The organism is Oleiphilus sp. HI0067 (assembly GCF_001635735.1).
Genome location: NZ_LWFI01001244.1, coordinates 20,281 through 36,725, shown reverse-complemented (window position 1 = coordinate 36,725; position 16,445 = coordinate 20,281). Strand labels below are relative to the sequence as shown.

The 16,445-nt window shown below is 44.1% G+C and carries 19 protein-coding genes and 1 pseudogene; 11 read left to right on the top strand and 9 right to left on the bottom strand.

Annotated features, from left to right (window positions below; translation table 11 throughout):
• Positions 1–259: hypothetical protein (locus tag A3739_RS30980; RefSeq protein WP_231877109.1), on the top strand; the 259-nt coding region annotated here is incomplete at its 5' end.
• A 97-nt stretch (positions 260–356) separates the two neighbouring features.
• Here the strand turns inward: A3739_RS30980 and A3739_RS18985 are convergent.
• The 8 genes from A3739_RS18985 to A3739_RS28890 form a co-directional block, all read right to left on the bottom strand.
• On the bottom strand, positions 357–560 hold the full coding sequence (locus A3739_RS18985) for a hypothetical protein (RefSeq protein WP_068478277.1): 204 nt from the start codon (positions 558–560) through the stop codon (positions 357–359).
• A gap of 149 nt (positions 561–709) precedes the next feature.
• The gene (locus A3739_RS18980) at positions 710–1,147 is read right to left on the bottom strand and encodes a thioesterase family protein (RefSeq protein WP_068478275.1); all 438 of its coding nucleotides are present in this window, start codon (positions 1,145–1,147) and stop codon (positions 710–712) included.
• A gap of 53 nt (positions 1,148–1,200) precedes the next feature.
• Positions 1,201–1,377 (bottom strand): DUF6435 family protein, encoded by a 177-nt coding sequence (locus A3739_RS28895; RefSeq protein ID WP_156493683.1) that lies wholly within the window; start codon positions 1,375–1,377, stop codon positions 1,201–1,203.
• A 126-nt stretch (positions 1,378–1,503) separates the two neighbouring features.
• Positions 1,504–2,355, bottom strand: a complete 852-nt coding sequence (gene yghU / locus A3739_RS18975) for a glutathione-dependent disulfide-bond oxidoreductase (protein WP_068478273.1) — start codon at positions 2,353–2,355, stop codon at positions 1,504–1,506.
• A gap of 50 nt (positions 2,356–2,405) precedes the next feature.
• Positions 2,406–3,020 carry a glutathione S-transferase family protein gene (locus tag A3739_RS18970; RefSeq protein ID WP_068478271.1) on the bottom strand — a complete coding sequence of 205 codons (615 nt, stop codon included), beginning with the start codon at positions 3,018–3,020 and terminating at the stop codon, positions 2,406–2,408.
• A gap of 44 nt (positions 3,021–3,064) precedes the next feature.
• Positions 3,065–3,955, bottom strand: a complete 891-nt coding sequence (gene fghA / locus A3739_RS18965) for an S-formylglutathione hydrolase (protein ID WP_304440118.1) — start codon at positions 3,953–3,955, stop codon at positions 3,065–3,067.
• Between the two features lie 12 nt (positions 3,956–3,967).
• Positions 3,968–5,119, bottom strand: a complete 1,152-nt coding sequence (locus tag A3739_RS18960; RefSeq protein ID WP_068478269.1) for an S-(hydroxymethyl)glutathione dehydrogenase/class III alcohol dehydrogenase — start codon at positions 5,117–5,119, stop codon at positions 3,968–3,970.
• A 211-nt stretch (positions 5,120–5,330) separates the two neighbouring features.
• Positions 5,331–5,486 (bottom strand): hypothetical protein, encoded by a 156-nt coding sequence (locus tag A3739_RS28890; protein WP_156493682.1) that lies wholly within the window; start codon positions 5,484–5,486, stop codon positions 5,331–5,333.
• A 179-nt stretch (positions 5,487–5,665) separates the two neighbouring features.
• Between A3739_RS28890 and nhaA the strand changes: the two genes are divergently transcribed.
• From nhaA to A3739_RS18935, 5 genes are all read left to right on the top strand, one after another.
• Positions 5,666–6,874 (top strand): Na+/H+ antiporter NhaA, encoded by a 1,209-nt coding sequence (gene nhaA / locus A3739_RS18955; protein WP_082878497.1) that lies wholly within the window; start codon positions 5,666–5,668, stop codon positions 6,872–6,874.
• 97 nt (positions 6,875–6,971) lie between these two features.
• Positions 6,972–7,181 (top strand): hypothetical protein, encoded by a 210-nt coding sequence (locus tag A3739_RS18950; protein ID WP_068478267.1) that lies wholly within the window; start codon positions 6,972–6,974, stop codon positions 7,179–7,181.
• Between the two features lie 60 nt (positions 7,182–7,241).
• Entirely contained in the window at positions 7,242–7,673 is a 432-nt protein-coding gene (locus A3739_RS18945; RefSeq protein ID WP_068478265.1) for an outer membrane protein transport protein, read from the top strand.
• Between the two features lie 128 nt (positions 7,674–7,801).
• On the top strand, positions 7,802–9,007 hold the full coding sequence (locus tag A3739_RS18940) for an EAL domain-containing protein (RefSeq protein WP_068478263.1): 1,206 nt from the start codon (positions 7,802–7,804) through the stop codon (positions 9,005–9,007).
• Positions 9,008–9,017: 10 nt separating this feature from the next.
• On the top strand, positions 9,018–10,244 hold the full coding sequence (locus A3739_RS18935; protein ID WP_068478261.1) for a mechanosensitive ion channel domain-containing protein: 1,227 nt from the start codon (positions 9,018–9,020) through the stop codon (positions 10,242–10,244).
• 53 nt (positions 10,245–10,297) lie between these two features.
• Here the strand turns inward: A3739_RS18935 and A3739_RS18930 are convergent, their stop codons facing one another.
• Positions 10,298–11,818 (bottom strand): methyl-accepting chemotaxis protein, encoded by a 1,521-nt coding sequence (locus A3739_RS18930; RefSeq protein ID WP_068478259.1) that lies wholly within the window; start codon positions 11,816–11,818, stop codon positions 10,298–10,300.
• A gap of 145 nt (positions 11,819–11,963) precedes the next feature.
• On the opposite strand from A3739_RS18930, the pseudogene A3739_RS30975 reads away from it, so the two are divergent.
• The 5 genes and pseudogenes from A3739_RS30975 to A3739_RS18900 all read left to right on the top strand — a co-directional run bounded on the left by A3739_RS30975 (position 11,964) and on the right by A3739_RS18900 (position 16,382).
• Positions 11,964–12,896 (top strand): annotated as a pseudogene (locus A3739_RS30975) (class I SAM-dependent methyltransferase).
• Between the two features lie 87 nt (positions 12,897–12,983).
• A complete protein-coding gene (locus tag A3739_RS18915) occupies positions 12,984–13,352 on the top strand; it encodes a cytochrome c5 family protein (RefSeq protein WP_068478255.1) in 369 nt (122 codons plus the stop codon).
• A 2-nt stretch (positions 13,353–13,354) separates the two neighbouring features.
• Entirely contained in the window at positions 13,355–14,707 is a 1,353-nt protein-coding gene (locus A3739_RS18910; RefSeq protein ID WP_068478253.1) for a D-arabinono-1,4-lactone oxidase, read from the top strand.
• A gap of 85 nt (positions 14,708–14,792) precedes the next feature.
• Positions 14,793–15,563, top strand: coding sequence for an ABC transporter ATP-binding protein (locus tag A3739_RS18905; RefSeq protein ID WP_068478251.1), 771 nt, complete (start codon positions 14,793–14,795; stop codon positions 15,561–15,563).
• A gap of 63 nt (positions 15,564–15,626) precedes the next feature.
• On the top strand, positions 15,627–16,382 hold the full coding sequence (locus tag A3739_RS18900; protein ID WP_068478248.1) for a transporter substrate-binding domain-containing protein: 756 nt from the start codon (positions 15,627–15,629) through the stop codon (positions 16,380–16,382).
• Positions 16,383–16,445 lie beyond the last annotated feature (63 nt).

Genomic DNA, 16,445 nt, shown 5'->3' with positions numbered 1-16,445 from the left:
TGGAGCTAAACAAATGGTTGAAAAATGTTCATTAAAAATATTATTACAGTCTTTAACAATTTATTCGATCTTTAAAAATACAGATTGCTGCGACAACAAACTGAATTCAGATTTAATTCTGGCCATTAAAAATATATTAACGCTTAGAACCGAACTAAATAAATTGATCACATTGTTGTTAGCAATGAAACATGGTTTGCTCACACCAACACTGAAAATCAACCGCAATGAGATAGAAAATAATTACAAAGAAGTGTAAATAGCAAGTGAAGCTCAGAACTGATTTAGCTGGCTTGAATCAGCCTAAGTGAAGGGCTAGGACGAGCCCCAAGTCTAAGGAGCTCTCATGTCCATCGTTAGCGTTGAATGATAACGGCTAACTCACTACCAGTTGGACTAACGAAAGTCGTAGATAAAAGATCTTCTTCGACAGAAAAGTCGAGATGAAGTTTATTGAACATTGCTTTGGCATCCTCCAAAGCGTCACCTTTGTCGGAATAACAAAAGTGAGGGACAGCATCCTTACTTATCGTTTCTGAATTGGGAATTAAGAAGAACATCCTTAACACCTCCTGCAATAAATAAAGTGTGTTGCCAAACTCGGCGACCTGCACGTTACTCTCGAAATACCCACGATGCACGCGCTACATTTTTAGATTTTCAATGATTTGCAAAGCCGTTACAACTGACATAATAGTGTAACAATTTGCTAGCTACCAGACTGGTCCATCACACCATAATCTTTCGAATGCTCAAACATTGATTTAACAAAGTCAGGAATTGGACAACTCGTAAAATCTTCAGCGTTAACAAACACATACACTGCTTCGGCAGTAGCTAATACTTGATTCGTTTGCGCATTCACATACTCTGTGTGAAGTGTAAATGAACTATTTCCGATACGACCCACCGACACATTAAGATTTAATACATCATCAAAGCGAGCCGGAGCCTTCCATTCAATTAAAAGCTTAACAATTTGATTCTCGAATCCGCGTGCCACGAGTTCTTGATAGCCCCCGAGTGATGCACGAAGAAACTCCGTTGAGGCGAGGTCTGCATAATCCGCATAGCGGGAATTGAACACGACATTTTGCGCATCGCATTCGTTATAGCGCACACGAATCTTTAGGGTGAATTGAGACATAAGCAAGGCTCAGGATAATTATTTTAGTTAACGCCTTAGCTTATCAAACCAAGCTAGCTTTTGCTCTCTTCCAACGCTTCTAATTGCTTTGCTAAGGCGTCGGCTTCTACGCTGAGTTGCGAGTAAGTTCGAATATCGCCATTGCGCTGCGCCTTCATGGCTTCTTCAAGTTTCGCCAAGTATTGCTTCTTTAACTTTTTGGTGGGGTCTGATTTGAAAAACGAAAGCATAGTTATCTCCTTTTGTATTCTTACGATGGAAATACAATTTGGATTTGAGAATTGAGAGAAAATGTTTTTCAGAGATTTGGAACAGAAAAAAGCCTGAAAGATTCAGGCTTTTTAATAGTAATTAAACTACTTTGACGCTAATTTCTTATCTATATCTTCAGCACTACGACGAATCGGAAGTTGTTCCCAAGTTTCACCCCATGCACGATTCACAATGCGTCCACGCTCAGTAGCGGGTCGATCAGCTACTTGCGCTGTCCAACGCTGTACGTTTTTATAGGATTCGACATCTAAGAATTCAGCGGCTTCATACAATTTACCTTGCGCCAATACGCCATACCAAGGCCAGATGGTCATATCTGCAATCGTATATTCGCTGCCGACCATGTATTCGTTATCTGCAAGGTGCTTATCTAACAAATCTAACTGGCGCTTCACCTCCATGGTATAGCGATCAATTGGATACTTATATTTTTCTGGTGCGTAGGCATAGAAGTGCCCAAAACCGCCACCCAAAAACGGACCTGCACCCATTTGCCACATCAACCAACTCATGCACTCAGCGCGCGCTTTAGTCTCTTTTGGCAAGAAGGCATCAAACTTTTCTGCGAGATAAAACAGAATTGCTCCAGATTCAAAGATGCGGACGTCCGCTTCTTTATCGAACAAAGCTGGGATTTTAGAGTTTGGATTAATCGCTACAAACCCACTACCGAATTGATCTCCTTCCATGATGTTGATTGGCCAAGCATCATATTCCGCACCGGTGTGACCTGCTTGAAGTAGTTCTTCAAGCATCATCGTGACCTTCACACCATTCGGTGTGGCGAGCGAATATAGCTGGAAAGGATGGTCACCCGAAGGTAGCTCTTTGTCGTGTGTTGCGCCTGAAGTTGGACGATTAATGTTAGCAAACTTGCCGCCATTTCCTTCTTCGGGAGCCCACACTTTAGGTGGTTCGTATACATCGTGACTCATAAAGGGTCCTTAACTTTGAAATTCGATTTGCTGTCTTTAAGGGTGCATTGTTAGGCTTTTGCACTAGCACGACCAGAAACAGCTTCATACCATCGGTTTAGATTCACTTGCTCTTCGCCGCGGCGTAATTGAACAACACGTGCAAAATCGACCGTGCACATAGCGGTGATGTCGGCAATTGAGTAGCTGTCCCCTGCGACAAATTCTGAGTCTGCTAGGTGCTTATCTAACATATGCATGAATTTGCTCGCACCTTTGTAACACTCTTCACCCCACTCTTTGATCGGCGTCATACGATCTGCGAAGAAACCCGATGTATGCTGAAATGCCATGCCGACCAAATTCATGAAATAGATTTCGCAACGGCGTTGCCACATTTCAATTTCAGCTTGTTCTAAGGGCGTACTTCCCATCAATGGGTTTTCTGGATGCAATGCCTCGAAATAACGACAAATCGCTACTGATTCAGAAATATGCGTGCCATCGTCTAGTTCTAGTACTGGAATTTTGGCAAGCATGTTTTTACCGCGAAATTCCGCTGTTCTGTTCTCGCCTTTTTGCAGGTCTAATTCAACAAACTCGACTTGATCAAGAAGACCTTTTTCAGCCAAGAAAACCCGCACACGACGGGCGTTAGGGGCAATTTTTTGTTCGTAAATCTTCATATTATTCTCTTTGTTCTTTATCAGGAGTCACGACCATTTATGACTCAAGCATTCAGACAATTCGCATGAAAGCGAAGATGGTCTTCGATAAAACTCGCGATGAAATAATAACTATGGTCGTAGCCGTCACGCATATTCAAGGTCCACTCACCTTTACTATTTGTGGACAAAGCCTTTTCTAAAGCCGGCGTGCCAAGTTGCTCAGTTAGAAACTGATCGTCGGTACCTTGGTCAACAAGAATCGGTTTGTGACTTTCTACCTCCATCAACAATGCACAAGCATCATGGGCTAGCCATGTAGACTTGTCTTGTCCCAAATAGTTCGAAAATGCTTTTTCGCCCCAGGGACACTGGCTTGGATTCGAAATCGGACTGAAGGCTGAAATAGATTGGTAGTTATCTGGATGGCGCAAACCTATCGTCAACGCGCCATGCCCACCCATTGAGTGACCAGTAATTGAAGCAGCCCCCGTCATTCCTAATTCGCTCTTAAGTAGACTCGGCAACTCGTCCACGATGTAGTCATACATATGATAATGCGTTGCCCAAGGTGCTTGTGTGGAATTGACGTAAAAACCGGCCCCCAAACCAAAGTCATAGACGGCATCTGGATCGTCTGGCACACCATCACCGCGAGGGCTGGTATCAGGCGCTACGAGAATTAAACCTAAGTCTGAAGCGACACGATGCGCGCCAGCCTTTTGCATAAAGTTTTCGTCCGTGCAGGTTAATCCAGATAGAAAATATACAAGAGGAGTCTGCGCTAAAGCCTCTTCATTTTTAAGCGCTTGCGGCGGCACGAACACAGAAAAAATCATGTCGCATTTGTTCACCGCAGAGCGATGTTGATAACGAATAAAACGACCTTCAAAAGAGTTTTGCTGACTAAGCAGTTTTAACTCTGACATCTTCAATTCAGAATCGGCTTCGCTCATTGCAATGTCTCCCTAGCTGGCTTCAGGTTCAAAATGCACCACAGAACGAATACTTTTGCCTTCATGCATTAAGTCGAACGCTTCGTTAATTTCACCCAGTTCCATTTTATGTGTAATGAATTTCTTGAGCGGGATATCCCCAGCAAGATACTTTTCAACATAGTCAGGGAGTTCAGTTCTGCCTTTCACTCCACCAAAAGCCGTACCACGCCATACGCGGCCCGTTACTAACTGGAAAGGCCGTGTATTGATCTCTTGGCCAGCACCTGCCACACCGATTATCACAGACTCGCCCCAACCTTTATGGCAGCACTCAAGCGCCGAACGCATCACATCAACATTCCCAATACATTCAAAGGAATAATCTACGCCACCATCTGTTAGCTCGACGATCACATCTTGAATCGGCTTATCGTAATTCTTTGGATTAATGCAATCTGTTGCGCCCAGCTCTTCCGCAAGATCAAACTTAGATTCATTAATATCAATCGCCAAAATGCGCGAGGCACCAGCTTGTTGCGCACCTATAATTGCTGATAATCCGATACCGCCTAGACCAAAAATCGCAACGGTTGTCCCTTCTTCAACTTTTGCAGTGTTCATCACCGCTCCAATGCCCGTTGTCACGCCACAACCTAACAAGCAGACATCATGCAAAGAGGCCTCTTTATTGACTTTAGCCAGTGAAATCTCAGGGAGTACCGTGTATTCAGAAAAGGTCGACGTACCCATGTAGTGATAGATTTTTTCGCCGTCTTTCGAGAAACGAGTTGTGCCGTCAGGCATCAAACCTTGACCTTGCGTAGAACGAATTTTTTGACACAGATTTGTTTTACCGGATAAGCAAAACTTACATTCGCGGCATTCTGGCGTGTAGAGCGGAATGACATGATCACCGACCGCTACAGAAGTTACGCCCTCACCAACAGCTTCAACAATACCGCCGCCCTCATGACCAAGAATCGCTGGAAAAACACCCTCTGGATCCTCTCCCGTCAAAGTGAATGCATCAGTGTGACACACGCCAGATGCAAGTACTTTTACCAGCACCTCACCTGCTTTCGGCATCTCCACTTCGATAGTTTCTATTGATAGCGGAGCTCCAGCTTTCCACGCAACCGCGGCTTTACATTCGATACGACCATTCGCATTTAAGGCTTTCATGATGATTTCCCTGAAGTTTGTTTTTATTGGCTAAAGAAGACAGCAGAAACATCTTGTCCAAGTATCACTTCTCTAGCCTATACCAGAACCAATTTGCTTTACGAGTCCATGCTTTATTTTGGTTTATATCTAAAGAACAAAAGCATCTAAATAAGTTCACGCGTGGGTAAATAGCTCCGGAATTATTCAACCAACACCTGTCAACATGCCTTTAAAAAGTATGTGTGGAACCAACTTTCGCATGATCACTCAACAATGCGCTCAAGTCTGTATTGATATGAATACTCTCTGGTGCGTCAGGTCCCGAACTACTGCTGCAAGCAAATAATCCAACGATCACAGAACTCACCATCAAACCTTTTTTCATGTCAGCGCCCTTTTTGATTTTGGGCCCTACAGCTAAGTACAAAAATTCACAAGCTCAAGTACAACATTACGTTTTTAGATATTCCAAGGAGCCCTTTCCTCGCTTAAAATTCGTTAAAACCGAATGTTTTTTATAAATATTCGACTATTCCTATTGCTTGGGAACAAGCGGAGAGATGGATGAACCACGAAGACCGTCAAGAAACACACGATTCCAAAGATTTTAAAGACATGATCGATCATGACGCCCTAAGCGGGGTGTTATTGATTGCAGCCGCCGTGTTAGCGCTTATTTTTGCCAATACCAGATTACAAGGCGTGTATTACGGCACCTTAGATATTCCGATCCAAGTGTCATTTGGCGATTTTATTATCAACAAACCGCTTCTACTTTGGGTCAATGACGGTTTGATGGCGATCTTCTTTCTCGTTGTAGGCTTGGAAGTTAAACGAGAAATGATCGAAGGCAGCTTATCTTCTTTTGATCAAGTACTTCTGCCGGCTATTGGCGCTGTGGCCGGTATTGCAATACCCGCCCTTATTTACTGGGTGATAAATAGTGAAGATCCGATGTCGGTTCGTGGCTGGGCGATTCCATCCGCAACAGATATCGCATTCGCACTCGGCCTCTTTAGTTTGTTTGGAAAAAGCTTACCATTGTCTTTAAAGCTATTTTTACTTTCTGTCGCGATTTTCGATGATATCGGAGCGATCGTGATCATTGCGATTTTTTACTCTAGTGAACTCTCAACTACCTCATTAATCGTCGCTTCATGGGGGCTAATCGTATTGTTTGCTTTCAACCGTATGAAAGTTTCGAAGGTTGCGCCCTACCTGCTTGTCGGCACAGTTGTTTGGGTCGCGGTATTAAAATCAGGCGTGCACGCAACATTGGCAGGCTTTGCTATCGCATGGTTTATTCCGCTTTATCAAACAAACGACAACGGCTTAAGTTTGGCGAAAGAACTCGAGCATGACTTCCATCCCTGGGTAGCCTTCTTTATTTTGCCGATATTTGCGTTTGCCAATGCGGGTGTATCTTTAACAGGCTTAGGACTTGATGCCTTTATGAATACCACCACGCTTGGCATTATTCTTGGCTTATTCGTCGGTAAACAAATAGGCATATTCGGCGCTTGTTGGCTTGCCATCAAAATTGGCCTTGCGCGCCTGCCAAATGGTGCCACATGGGGGCAGTTATACGGTGTCTGCTTATTGTGTGGTATTGGCTTTACGATGAGTTTGTTTATCGGGTCTCTCGCATTTGAAGGCATCGAAGGCAATTACTCAGACAGTGTTAAGCTCGGTGTGCTTGCAGGCTCTTTACTCTCAGCCATTGTAGGATCAATCGTGATAAAACGTTATAGTGCTGCCGGCAATAAGGCCTAAACTTTTAATTCTTTTGACTATATAGCTGTTTTCTATAAGCTGCCGCTCAAAATTATGGTGTATGGACCGCGCCCTTTTGAAGAATTGAATAGCGGTAGTGAACATCCGAACGAATAAACTCTCCCTGTCGATCATCACGGCAGCCTTTGCTCTTTCATCTGGTACAGCAGGTGCAACAAATGGGTATTTCCGTCTAGGTTACAATGCGAACAGCATTGCAATGAGCTGTGCGTCTACTGCAAGAACTCAAGATGCTATTGCGGGTGCATCAAATCCAGCTCTTGCGCTCAACATCGACACGATTTAGATCGCAGCAATTGCAGCGTTTAACCCAGATCGTGGATTTACTGTTGAAGGCGGAAACCCTATGACAGCGATGCCTGGCGAGTTTGCTTTAACACCTCAAGACACGCGCTCAGAAAGCGATTGGTTTTATATCCCTTCATTCGGCTATAAGACTGACTTGAGCAATGATCTCGCGCTGAACGTTAACCTATATGCTAACAGTGGCATGAATACAGACTATGACGAGTCAGTATTCTATGCAGGCGAGACAGGCGTTGATCTATCACAAGTATTTTTAAACACTTCTATTGCATACAAGGTGTCTGAGAACACCAATATTGGTGACCAGCGTTTTAAAGCGAAAGGCCTTGGCAGCTTCGCAGGATTTTCACAAGATCCTATCGCAGACAGCGACAACTGGGCAAAAGGCAGAAATCCTTCGCTCCAGAGCCAAAATCAGCAAATCGAACTGGAAATGTCGCAACTTGAATTAATATTCGGTGCTAACTTCTAAGTTAGAACCAGTTCATAAAAACCCCGCTTTGCGGGTTTTTTTTATACCTATTTATTGACTTCTTTAAGCCAAAAACGAAACCTAGACTACCCTTCATGCACTCCGCATCGAATGGGCAAGGAGGGCCAATGTCGAACCTATTTTCTGATCTACCTGTTGTCATAATTGAGGACACCCCCACTAAGCAAGCTAAGTTAGATGGTTTGTTAGAAGCCTTAGGTGTCGAAGATATTCAAAGCTTTGACAATGGCCAAGAAGGTTTAAGTGCTCTCAGTCAGGGTAAAGACAAGATCATTTTATTCCTCGACCTCGTTCTACCTGAGATAAACGGCCAAGAAATACTGCAGCAGCTTGCTCGTAGCGGATTTAAAGGCTACGTGGTAATCAACAGCGTGTGTGAACGGCGAATTGTTCAAACAGCGGTGAATTTAGCAGCGTCATCAGGTATCAAGATGCTCGGTGCATTATCAAATGATTACTCAAGCAAAGATCTCGAACGGATGCTCATGCTGTGCATCGAACCTGCCAGAACCACGCACCGCGGTTCAAACATTTTATTAAGCGAAGAAGAAATTCATGCAGCTTTTGATCAAGACTTAATTGAGCCATTCTTCCAACCAATCATTCATCTTGAAAGCCAAACCCTCAAAGCCGTTGAATGTCTTGCGCGAATATATAGCCCAGAACGAGAACAATATTTATCGCCTGTCTCGTTTTTACCTTACATTGAAGATACGCCTTTTCTTGATAACTTAGCTTTGCGCTTGTACCAAAAGGCGCTCGCCTTATTTAAGACCGAGGTGTTTTCGAACAGCGATATTAAGCTCTCGTTCAACATAGAGCCAAGTCAGCTCGAGAATGTCGCACTTGCCGCTAGCCTTGATGGTTTAACGCAAGCAGCTCAGATCAACCCCGACCGCATTATTTTTGAACTGACGGAACAATCTCCAATTAGCTCAAGCAATCAACTAGAAACCATCAATATATTGCGTCTCAAAGGCTACAACATTGCCATCGATGATTTCGGCTCTGGGCACACAAATATATCTAACCTACACTCTATCCCCTTCAATCGAATAAAAATCGATCGCCATTTGATTCAACATATTGATGAGGATGGGTTCTGCCAGATCGCTGTCGATGCCATTATGGAGATGGCTCAAGAAGTCGGCGCGCAAGTGATATTTGAAGGCATTGAGAAAGTAGAGCAAATCGTATTTAGCACACGGCACAGAGACGTATATTTACAAGGCTATTACTTTTCTGACGCATTACCGATGAATCAATTAGAACCATGGCTAAGCAAAAGCCCTTACACACTTATAACGGCGTAGATAGAACATTATGGACGAAGTATATCTCTTAAAACTTCATGAGGCCGGCCAACGCGTTCTGAGTTGGTTCTTACCCAACATGAGCACCATTGAGTGGACCGGGCACATTGCCATTTTAATTTGGTCCATGGCCATGATTGTCTTCGCAGGCCGACTGTTCGCCATGGTCGAAAATACCTCCAGCACCATGATGAAGATGAAGGTATTTCGCTCATTAAACTTCTTAGTCATCGTTCTTCTATTAGTTGATTTAGTGCTGCTACGTTTCACGATTGATATGGAGCAACTGTTCTCTCGAATAGGGCTTTCCATACTCACCGCCTACGTAACCATCTACCTATACTCGCTAGCGAGCTATCACTCTTTTAAGCGATTCGGAACACCCAAGACCATTGATAACAAAGAGGTCTTCGTTGAAACCTACTCAACGCGAATTGTTAACCTATTGCTTGTTGCAACCACTGCACTTGGCGCGTTTTATATCATCATCAAAATCTGGGGGGCTGATAGTCTTCTAGAAACGACTGGGATAATGGGAATATTTATTGGTTTCTTAGCGTTTACCTCTCCCGTTTGGGCTCCGGATATCATCTCTGGCCTCATTATTCTCAACAGCCAAATCTTGGATGATGGCGATGTGGTTGTTATCGATGGTTTTCCAAACGAGTACATCATCAGCAAGGTGTCATTTGTTTATGTCACCCTCTATGACATTCGAAATAATCACCGCGCACTGGTGAAGAACAGTCGCTTTTTACAAGGCAAAATTGACAACCTCAGCCGAATCGCTAGTACGGACGGCATGCGTGCATCTATTCATTACAATATTGGTTATCCCGCTTTTGAGAGTCGATCGGGCGAAGACCGTGTTGAAGAAATGAACCGCTTTATGAAAAAGGTCGGCAATATGTTTGATCGTGCGTTCGAAGGATGTGCCGAGGATGATTCAGTTAAAATTAACAAAAACAAGCCTTTCGAATGGGCTTTGACACAAGCTGGCGACTACGCCCTTGAGTTCACTTTGTGGTTCTATTTCCAGCGTATTCCAAATACCAAAGTGACGGCGACTGCCCGCAAGCATTTGATGGGCACGACCTATAAAGTCAACACTGCTATTTACGAGGCGTCTATATTTGAAGGCTTAGATCTCTCTACACCAGACCTGAATACCATCACGTTTGCCAGAGACCTAGTAGAAGACGATACGCCTGACCCAAGAGTCGCTGCCATGGAATAGAGCAAACGGAATAGGTTCAGACGTTCCTTAGGTTAAGAAGCTAAACCAAGCGTCTATGAAATCTTAAAGTTCTTGGTTAGCTGATTAAGGTGATCACACACTAGGTTCAAGTCTGATGCTTTCGCATCTGTTTGCTGCGCAATCTCATTACTCTCTTCGTTCAGAGTACGAATACTGTTCACGTTCTGAGCCACTTCATTCACAACAGATACCTGCTGTTCTGTCGCAGAAGCGATGGTTGCACTCAAGTCTTGAATGTTTGTGATCGCAGAAACGATTTCATCTAGCCGACACCCTGCACTTTCAGTTTGCTCAGCCGCATACTCTGCTGATGAACTTTGCTCCGCCATCACCCCTACACAGCTATTGGAAGACTCTTGTAAGCGAGAAATAATGTCTTTGATCTCTTGAGTCGATTCAGAAGTTCTCACTGACAAACCACGCACTTCATCTGCTACAACTGCAAAACCTCGACCGGCTTCGCCTGCACGTGCTGCTTCAATTGCTGCGTTCAAGGCAAGTAAATTAGTTTGTTCAGCGATGCCTTCAATCACGGTAAGCACTTCACCAATGTTTTCTGCATCACGACTCAAATTATTGACCGTTTCACTCGTACGACCAACACCCTCAACAAGAGAACGCACACTTCTCACTGAGTTTTGAACCAACTGATTCCCTTCTTCAACCGCTTTCGTTGCTTGCGATGTAGCAACGGCAGCACCCGCTGCACTTTGCGCAACTTCTCTAAACGAAGCTGACATTTCTTCAATCGCCACCGTCATCTGAGAAGTCTGTTGAAACTGTGCGTCACTCTGCGAAGCAAGACCTTGTGCAAAACCTAACATTTCTTCGCTAACGCTTGAGACGCTGTTCGACTTATCTTGAATCTCTCCAACCAAATCGACCATAGCCGTGCGCATTGCATTAGTCGATGCTACCAAAGTTTTTAATTCTTCTGACTTTGCCTCTAGATCATTTTGATCACTGTAATCGCCCGATGCGAAGCGCTCAAAAACCGGAACAAAAGACTTAAGACGTCCAACGATGAAACGCTGCATTAAATCCACAGTAATCGCGACAACAATGACCATTACGATCGTCGCAACCAACATATTTCGCACAAGCTCAAACGCACTATCAATTTGCCCATAGGTGCCAGCTCTTGCTTCAGTAATCGTTGATTTAAACTCTTGCGCCGCGCCCCTTAAGGCATAGGAACGAATTTCGTTATTCATCGTTTCGCCGATAAGAACACCAACACCATCCGCCTGCTCTTGTATTAGGGTCATGTCGTTTTCAGGAGATTGCGCCAAGGTATCAATAAGTGCGGTGATAGAAGAGAACTCGCGTTGCGCGCGCTCTAATTGAAAATCTTCACCTTCTTGTATGTAAGCGGTAATGCTTTGCAGTAAATCGATCTCTGCCGATCGCTCTAAAGCCATAAAATTTTGAAGATTAGTATAAGGTTTACGTAGCTCAGCTAAACCAAACCAGACTGCAAATACTAAACTCACTGCGACTAAGCTCAACAAACCACTATTGAACCACGTTAACGTTGATAACTTTAGTTTCATATCTTTACCTTACCGCATCTCTACTGCTTATTATTTAAAGCTTAGGTATATGTCGGCATATCACAAGGAAACTGCAGGAATATTCCATTACATAATGCTAGGATTCGCGTCTTTCTCCCCTCCCAACAAAATCGACACTACTTGAATGAACGCCATTAAACTGAGTGCAGCAGAATTAGCACCATTGCTAATAGACCGAATACAGCAGCAGCCATATTGCCAACGTATCCTTCATGGCCGTGGCAAAAAATACGCAGGTTATGAATATGTAAATATCGAATGGTATCCGCCTTTTCTTTTCGTACAGAATTTCAACGACACTCTGAGCGACGATCTAAATCACGCGTTAAAGATAGTTTTTGAGGAAGTCTCATCCATCGATGCTGTGCTGATTCAATCCAGAGAATGGCCAGACTTCGTCACGCAAAGTTTGTTTAGTCGTAAAGAAGTAGAGCTTCCCCTGATCTATAAGGCTCCATTAAGCGAAGACCTTCACTGTGAAATCAAGTTTGGTACTAATCTCAACACGGGAACATTTTTAGATATGCGTGTTGGTTGACAATGGATAGAAAAAAATAGCGAGAACAAACGCGTACTGAACTTGTTCTCATACACATGCGTGTTTTCACTCTTTGCGCTTTCTGGCGGCGCAACATGGGTCGACAACGTCGACATGGCGGCCAATGTGCTGAAAATCGGGCAACGCAATCATCAATCAAACAAGCTGCATGATGGTAAAAGTGCCTTTATTAAACGGGATATTCTTAAATCACAATCTTGGTTTAAGTCTCGCGAACCCTATGACTTAATTGTTCTTGACCCACCACCCTATCAAAAGAAAGCCTTTCGGGGCTGGCAAGACTATCTAAAGCTATTGCGCTACGCACAGCATGGTTTAAAACCTGGTGGAACATTGCTGTGTTGTCTCAACCATCCACAAATCAGTATTGACCAATTTATGGCTGACCTCGACGAGTACTTCGATGGAAAAGCAACACTTGAAGTCATTGCACGCGCTCCAGAAATTGAAGAGCTAGAGAATGAAAAAGGCTTGAAGTTAGTCATAGTGACTCTATAAGTTCGGACAGAATGGCCGCAATGGACTAGAGCCTTCATCATGGCGCTCGGTATATTTGGCGACATACAAAAATTAAGATGAATAATTATGAATTACCGTCGCTCTCTTTCGATGCTTTGTGTGCTGTCCATCGGCGTATTATTGAGCGCTTGCAGTCAACAAGCCATTCAAATACCTAATGTGAGCTTGAGCCAAGTTCAGCTCAATAAATACGAAGCGAGCTGCAAAGTTTGTCACGAACAAAAAGCAAGCGGCGCACCGCAACGCGGTGCGTATCAAGACTGGCAAATTGTCTTCGGCAAGCCAATGGATTTAATTATGACTCGGGTCATTGATGGCTATGCGGGAATGCCTCCGTTAGGCCAATGCTTTGACTGTTCAGAATCTGATTTAAATGATTTAGTGCTTTATCTCGCGCAATCTCCAAACACTCAAAAACACGAAGCGGAGAAATAGCTATGCAGCGCAGAGACTTACTAAAATCGATGGTTGCTGCATGTTTATCGAGCGCCGTACCCAATATTGCGTTATCGACTTCTGCACTGGCGTGGAAAAACTGGTCAGGCAATCAACGCTGCGTACCGAGTGCACGTATTGCGCCGCAAAATTTAGCGGATCTGCAAACATGGCTGCGCAACAACCAAGGAAAAATGCGCTCTGTAGGCTCAGGACATTCCTTTACAGCACTCGTCCCAACCGATCATACCTTGATTAGTACGAGCTATATCCGCGGCGTGACTCAAGCCGTCGATAAAATCATGCAAGCCGATATCGCAGCAGGCACACAATTAAGCTCAGTTGGCCCGGCACTCAACGAGATGGGACAAGCCATGATCAACATGCCAGATGTTGATCGACAAACACTTGCCGGCGCGATTAGCACAGCTACCCACGGCACAGGCCGCGCGCTACAGTGTTTATCCGCCTATACAACTGAAATTGAATTACTCACTGCGAAGGGCGAGTTACTCACCTGCAATAACGACACTAATCACGATGTCTTTAAAGCAGCTCAGGTTGGTCTTGGAACAATTGGATTAATCACGCGCATTCGAATGCAAAACCGAGAGCCATTTAAACTCCGTCGATTAGCGCGCTGGCACAAATACGAAGAAGGTTTGGCGCAAGCCGAAGCATTTTCGAAAGCGCATCGAAACTTTGAGTTTTATGTCATTCCTTTTACGGGAATGATTTTAAGCGATGCCTTGGATGAAACAGACGAAGCAGTCACTGCCCGCGAAGAATTTGATGGCAATAATGGCTTGATGGATCTCAAACTAGCGCGTGATTATCTCGGCTGGAGCAACGAATTCAGAGAGCTCGTACTCGGCACGTACATGAAAACTCTAAGTGATGAGACAAACATTGATCATAGCCATCAAATTTACGCCACTGAACGTAACGTGCGTTTTAACGAAATGGAATATCATCTTCCGGTCGAGAATGGCCTCAAAGCGCTTGATGAAATAAAGCGCCTCATCGAATCTCAATTTCAGCAGGTCTTTTTCCCGTTTGAATGCCGTTTTGTAAAAGCTGACGATTGTTGGCTATCTCCGTTTTATAAGCGAGACAGTATATCTATTGCTGTACATCGTTATTTTGAAGAAGACCACTCCCCCTTATTTGCAGCCATTGAACCTATTTTTCAAAAGTACGGCGGGCGCCCACATTGGGGCAAGCTCAACACCTTTACGCCAGAACAATGTGCAAACGCATACGAGCGCTGGGAAGATTTTAAACAAGTGCGTCAGGCCCTAGATCCAGATGATCAGCTATTGAACCCCTATTTAAAAACAATGCTTAAAGCCTAAGTATTTATTGGCCATAAATTTGCTTCCACTGCCTCTGTAGTTTATTTTTAAACACTGAAATTGAATGTAGGCAACGGAGCCAAGAATGAGTCAAGACGCACCGCTGGTGGTTACGGACATCCATAAAAGTTTTAATAGCCACAAAGTATTAAAAGGTGTGTCATTAGAAGCCCAAAAAGGTGACGTCATTTCGATGATCGGTTCATCAGGTTCAGGCAAAAGTACCTTCCTTCGCTGCATCAATCTCTTAGAAATTCCTACCTCAGGTGATATCCAACTTCTCGGCGACACCGTCAAATTCAAAACCAATAAACGCGGCGAACGAATGCCAGCCGACACCAAGCAAGTCGAACAGATGCGTTCGAAGCTATCTATGGTATTTCAAGGTTTTAATTTGTGGTCTCACATGACAGTGCTAGAAAACATCATCGAAGCACCGATCAATGTATTAGGTATTCCTAAGAAACAAGCCATTGAACACGCTACAGAGCTCTTAAACAAAGTAGGCATCTACGAGCGTCGCGACTACTATCCTAGTCAGATGTCTGGTGGCCAGCAGCAACGTGCAGCAATTGCTCGCGCATTAGCGATGGAACCAGAAGTACTGCTATTTGATGAGCCGACATCTGCACTCGACCCAGAACTCGTCGGTGAAGTATTAAAGGTCATGCGCAGCTTGGCTGAAGAGGGCCGCACCATGATTGTCGTGACACACGAAATGGCCTTCGCGCGCGATGTGTCGTCACAAGTTGTATTTTTGCATGACGGAAAAATTGAAGAGCAAGGAACACCTAAAAAAGTTTTTGAAGATCCTGATTCAGAACGTGTGAAACAGTTTCTTCAACCGAAGTACTAATATTCAGTACAAACAAACTGCTCCCTTTAGAGAGCTGACATTAAATAAGAGGAAGACCTCACTATGAAAAAACTATCGCTATTAATGGGTTGTATCTTAGCTGCGAGCAGCAGCATTGGTTTCGCAGCTGACAAACTAAAGTTAGCTGTTGATGTACCTTACGAGCCGTTCGAATATAAAGCGCCAGACGGCACGCTTACTGGTTTCGAAATTGACCTTGGCAACGCTGTATGTGCTGAAATCAAAGCGGAATGTGAGTGGGTTATCCAAGCTTGGGACGGCATTATTCCAGGACTTTTAGCGCGTAAATACGACGTTATCTTCTCTTCTATGTCTATCACTCCTGAGCGTGCTGAAAAAGTATTGTTCTCTGAAGGTTACTACAACACACCTTCTGCATGGTTTGGTAAAAAAGGTACTGATCTGGACGTGACTGACAAGGCTGCCTTCAAAGGCCTTCGCGTTGGCGTTCAGCGTGGCACAGTTCAAGATGATTACGTGACAAAAGATATCGGCGCAGACACTGTTGAAATCAAGCGTTACACCACGGCTGACGACCTTGTTCTTGATCTAACAGGTGGCCGTCTAGACTTAGTATTCCTAGACTTCCCAGTAGGTGAATCAACCATCCTTAAAGATGAAAACTACCAGTCAGTCGGCGACACCATGCAAGTTGGTGGTGAGGGCGTTGGCGCTGCATTCCGCAAGCGTGACAAAGACCTTGCTGAAAAATTCAATGCTGCGCTTAAAAAGCTCAAAGAAGACGGTACTTACGATGAGATCATGAACAAGTACTTCTCTTACAGCATTAAGATTTAATGCTAAAAGTCAGATGTCAGGCGCTATATGCCTGACGTCTGATTGACGATTAATTTTCACGGA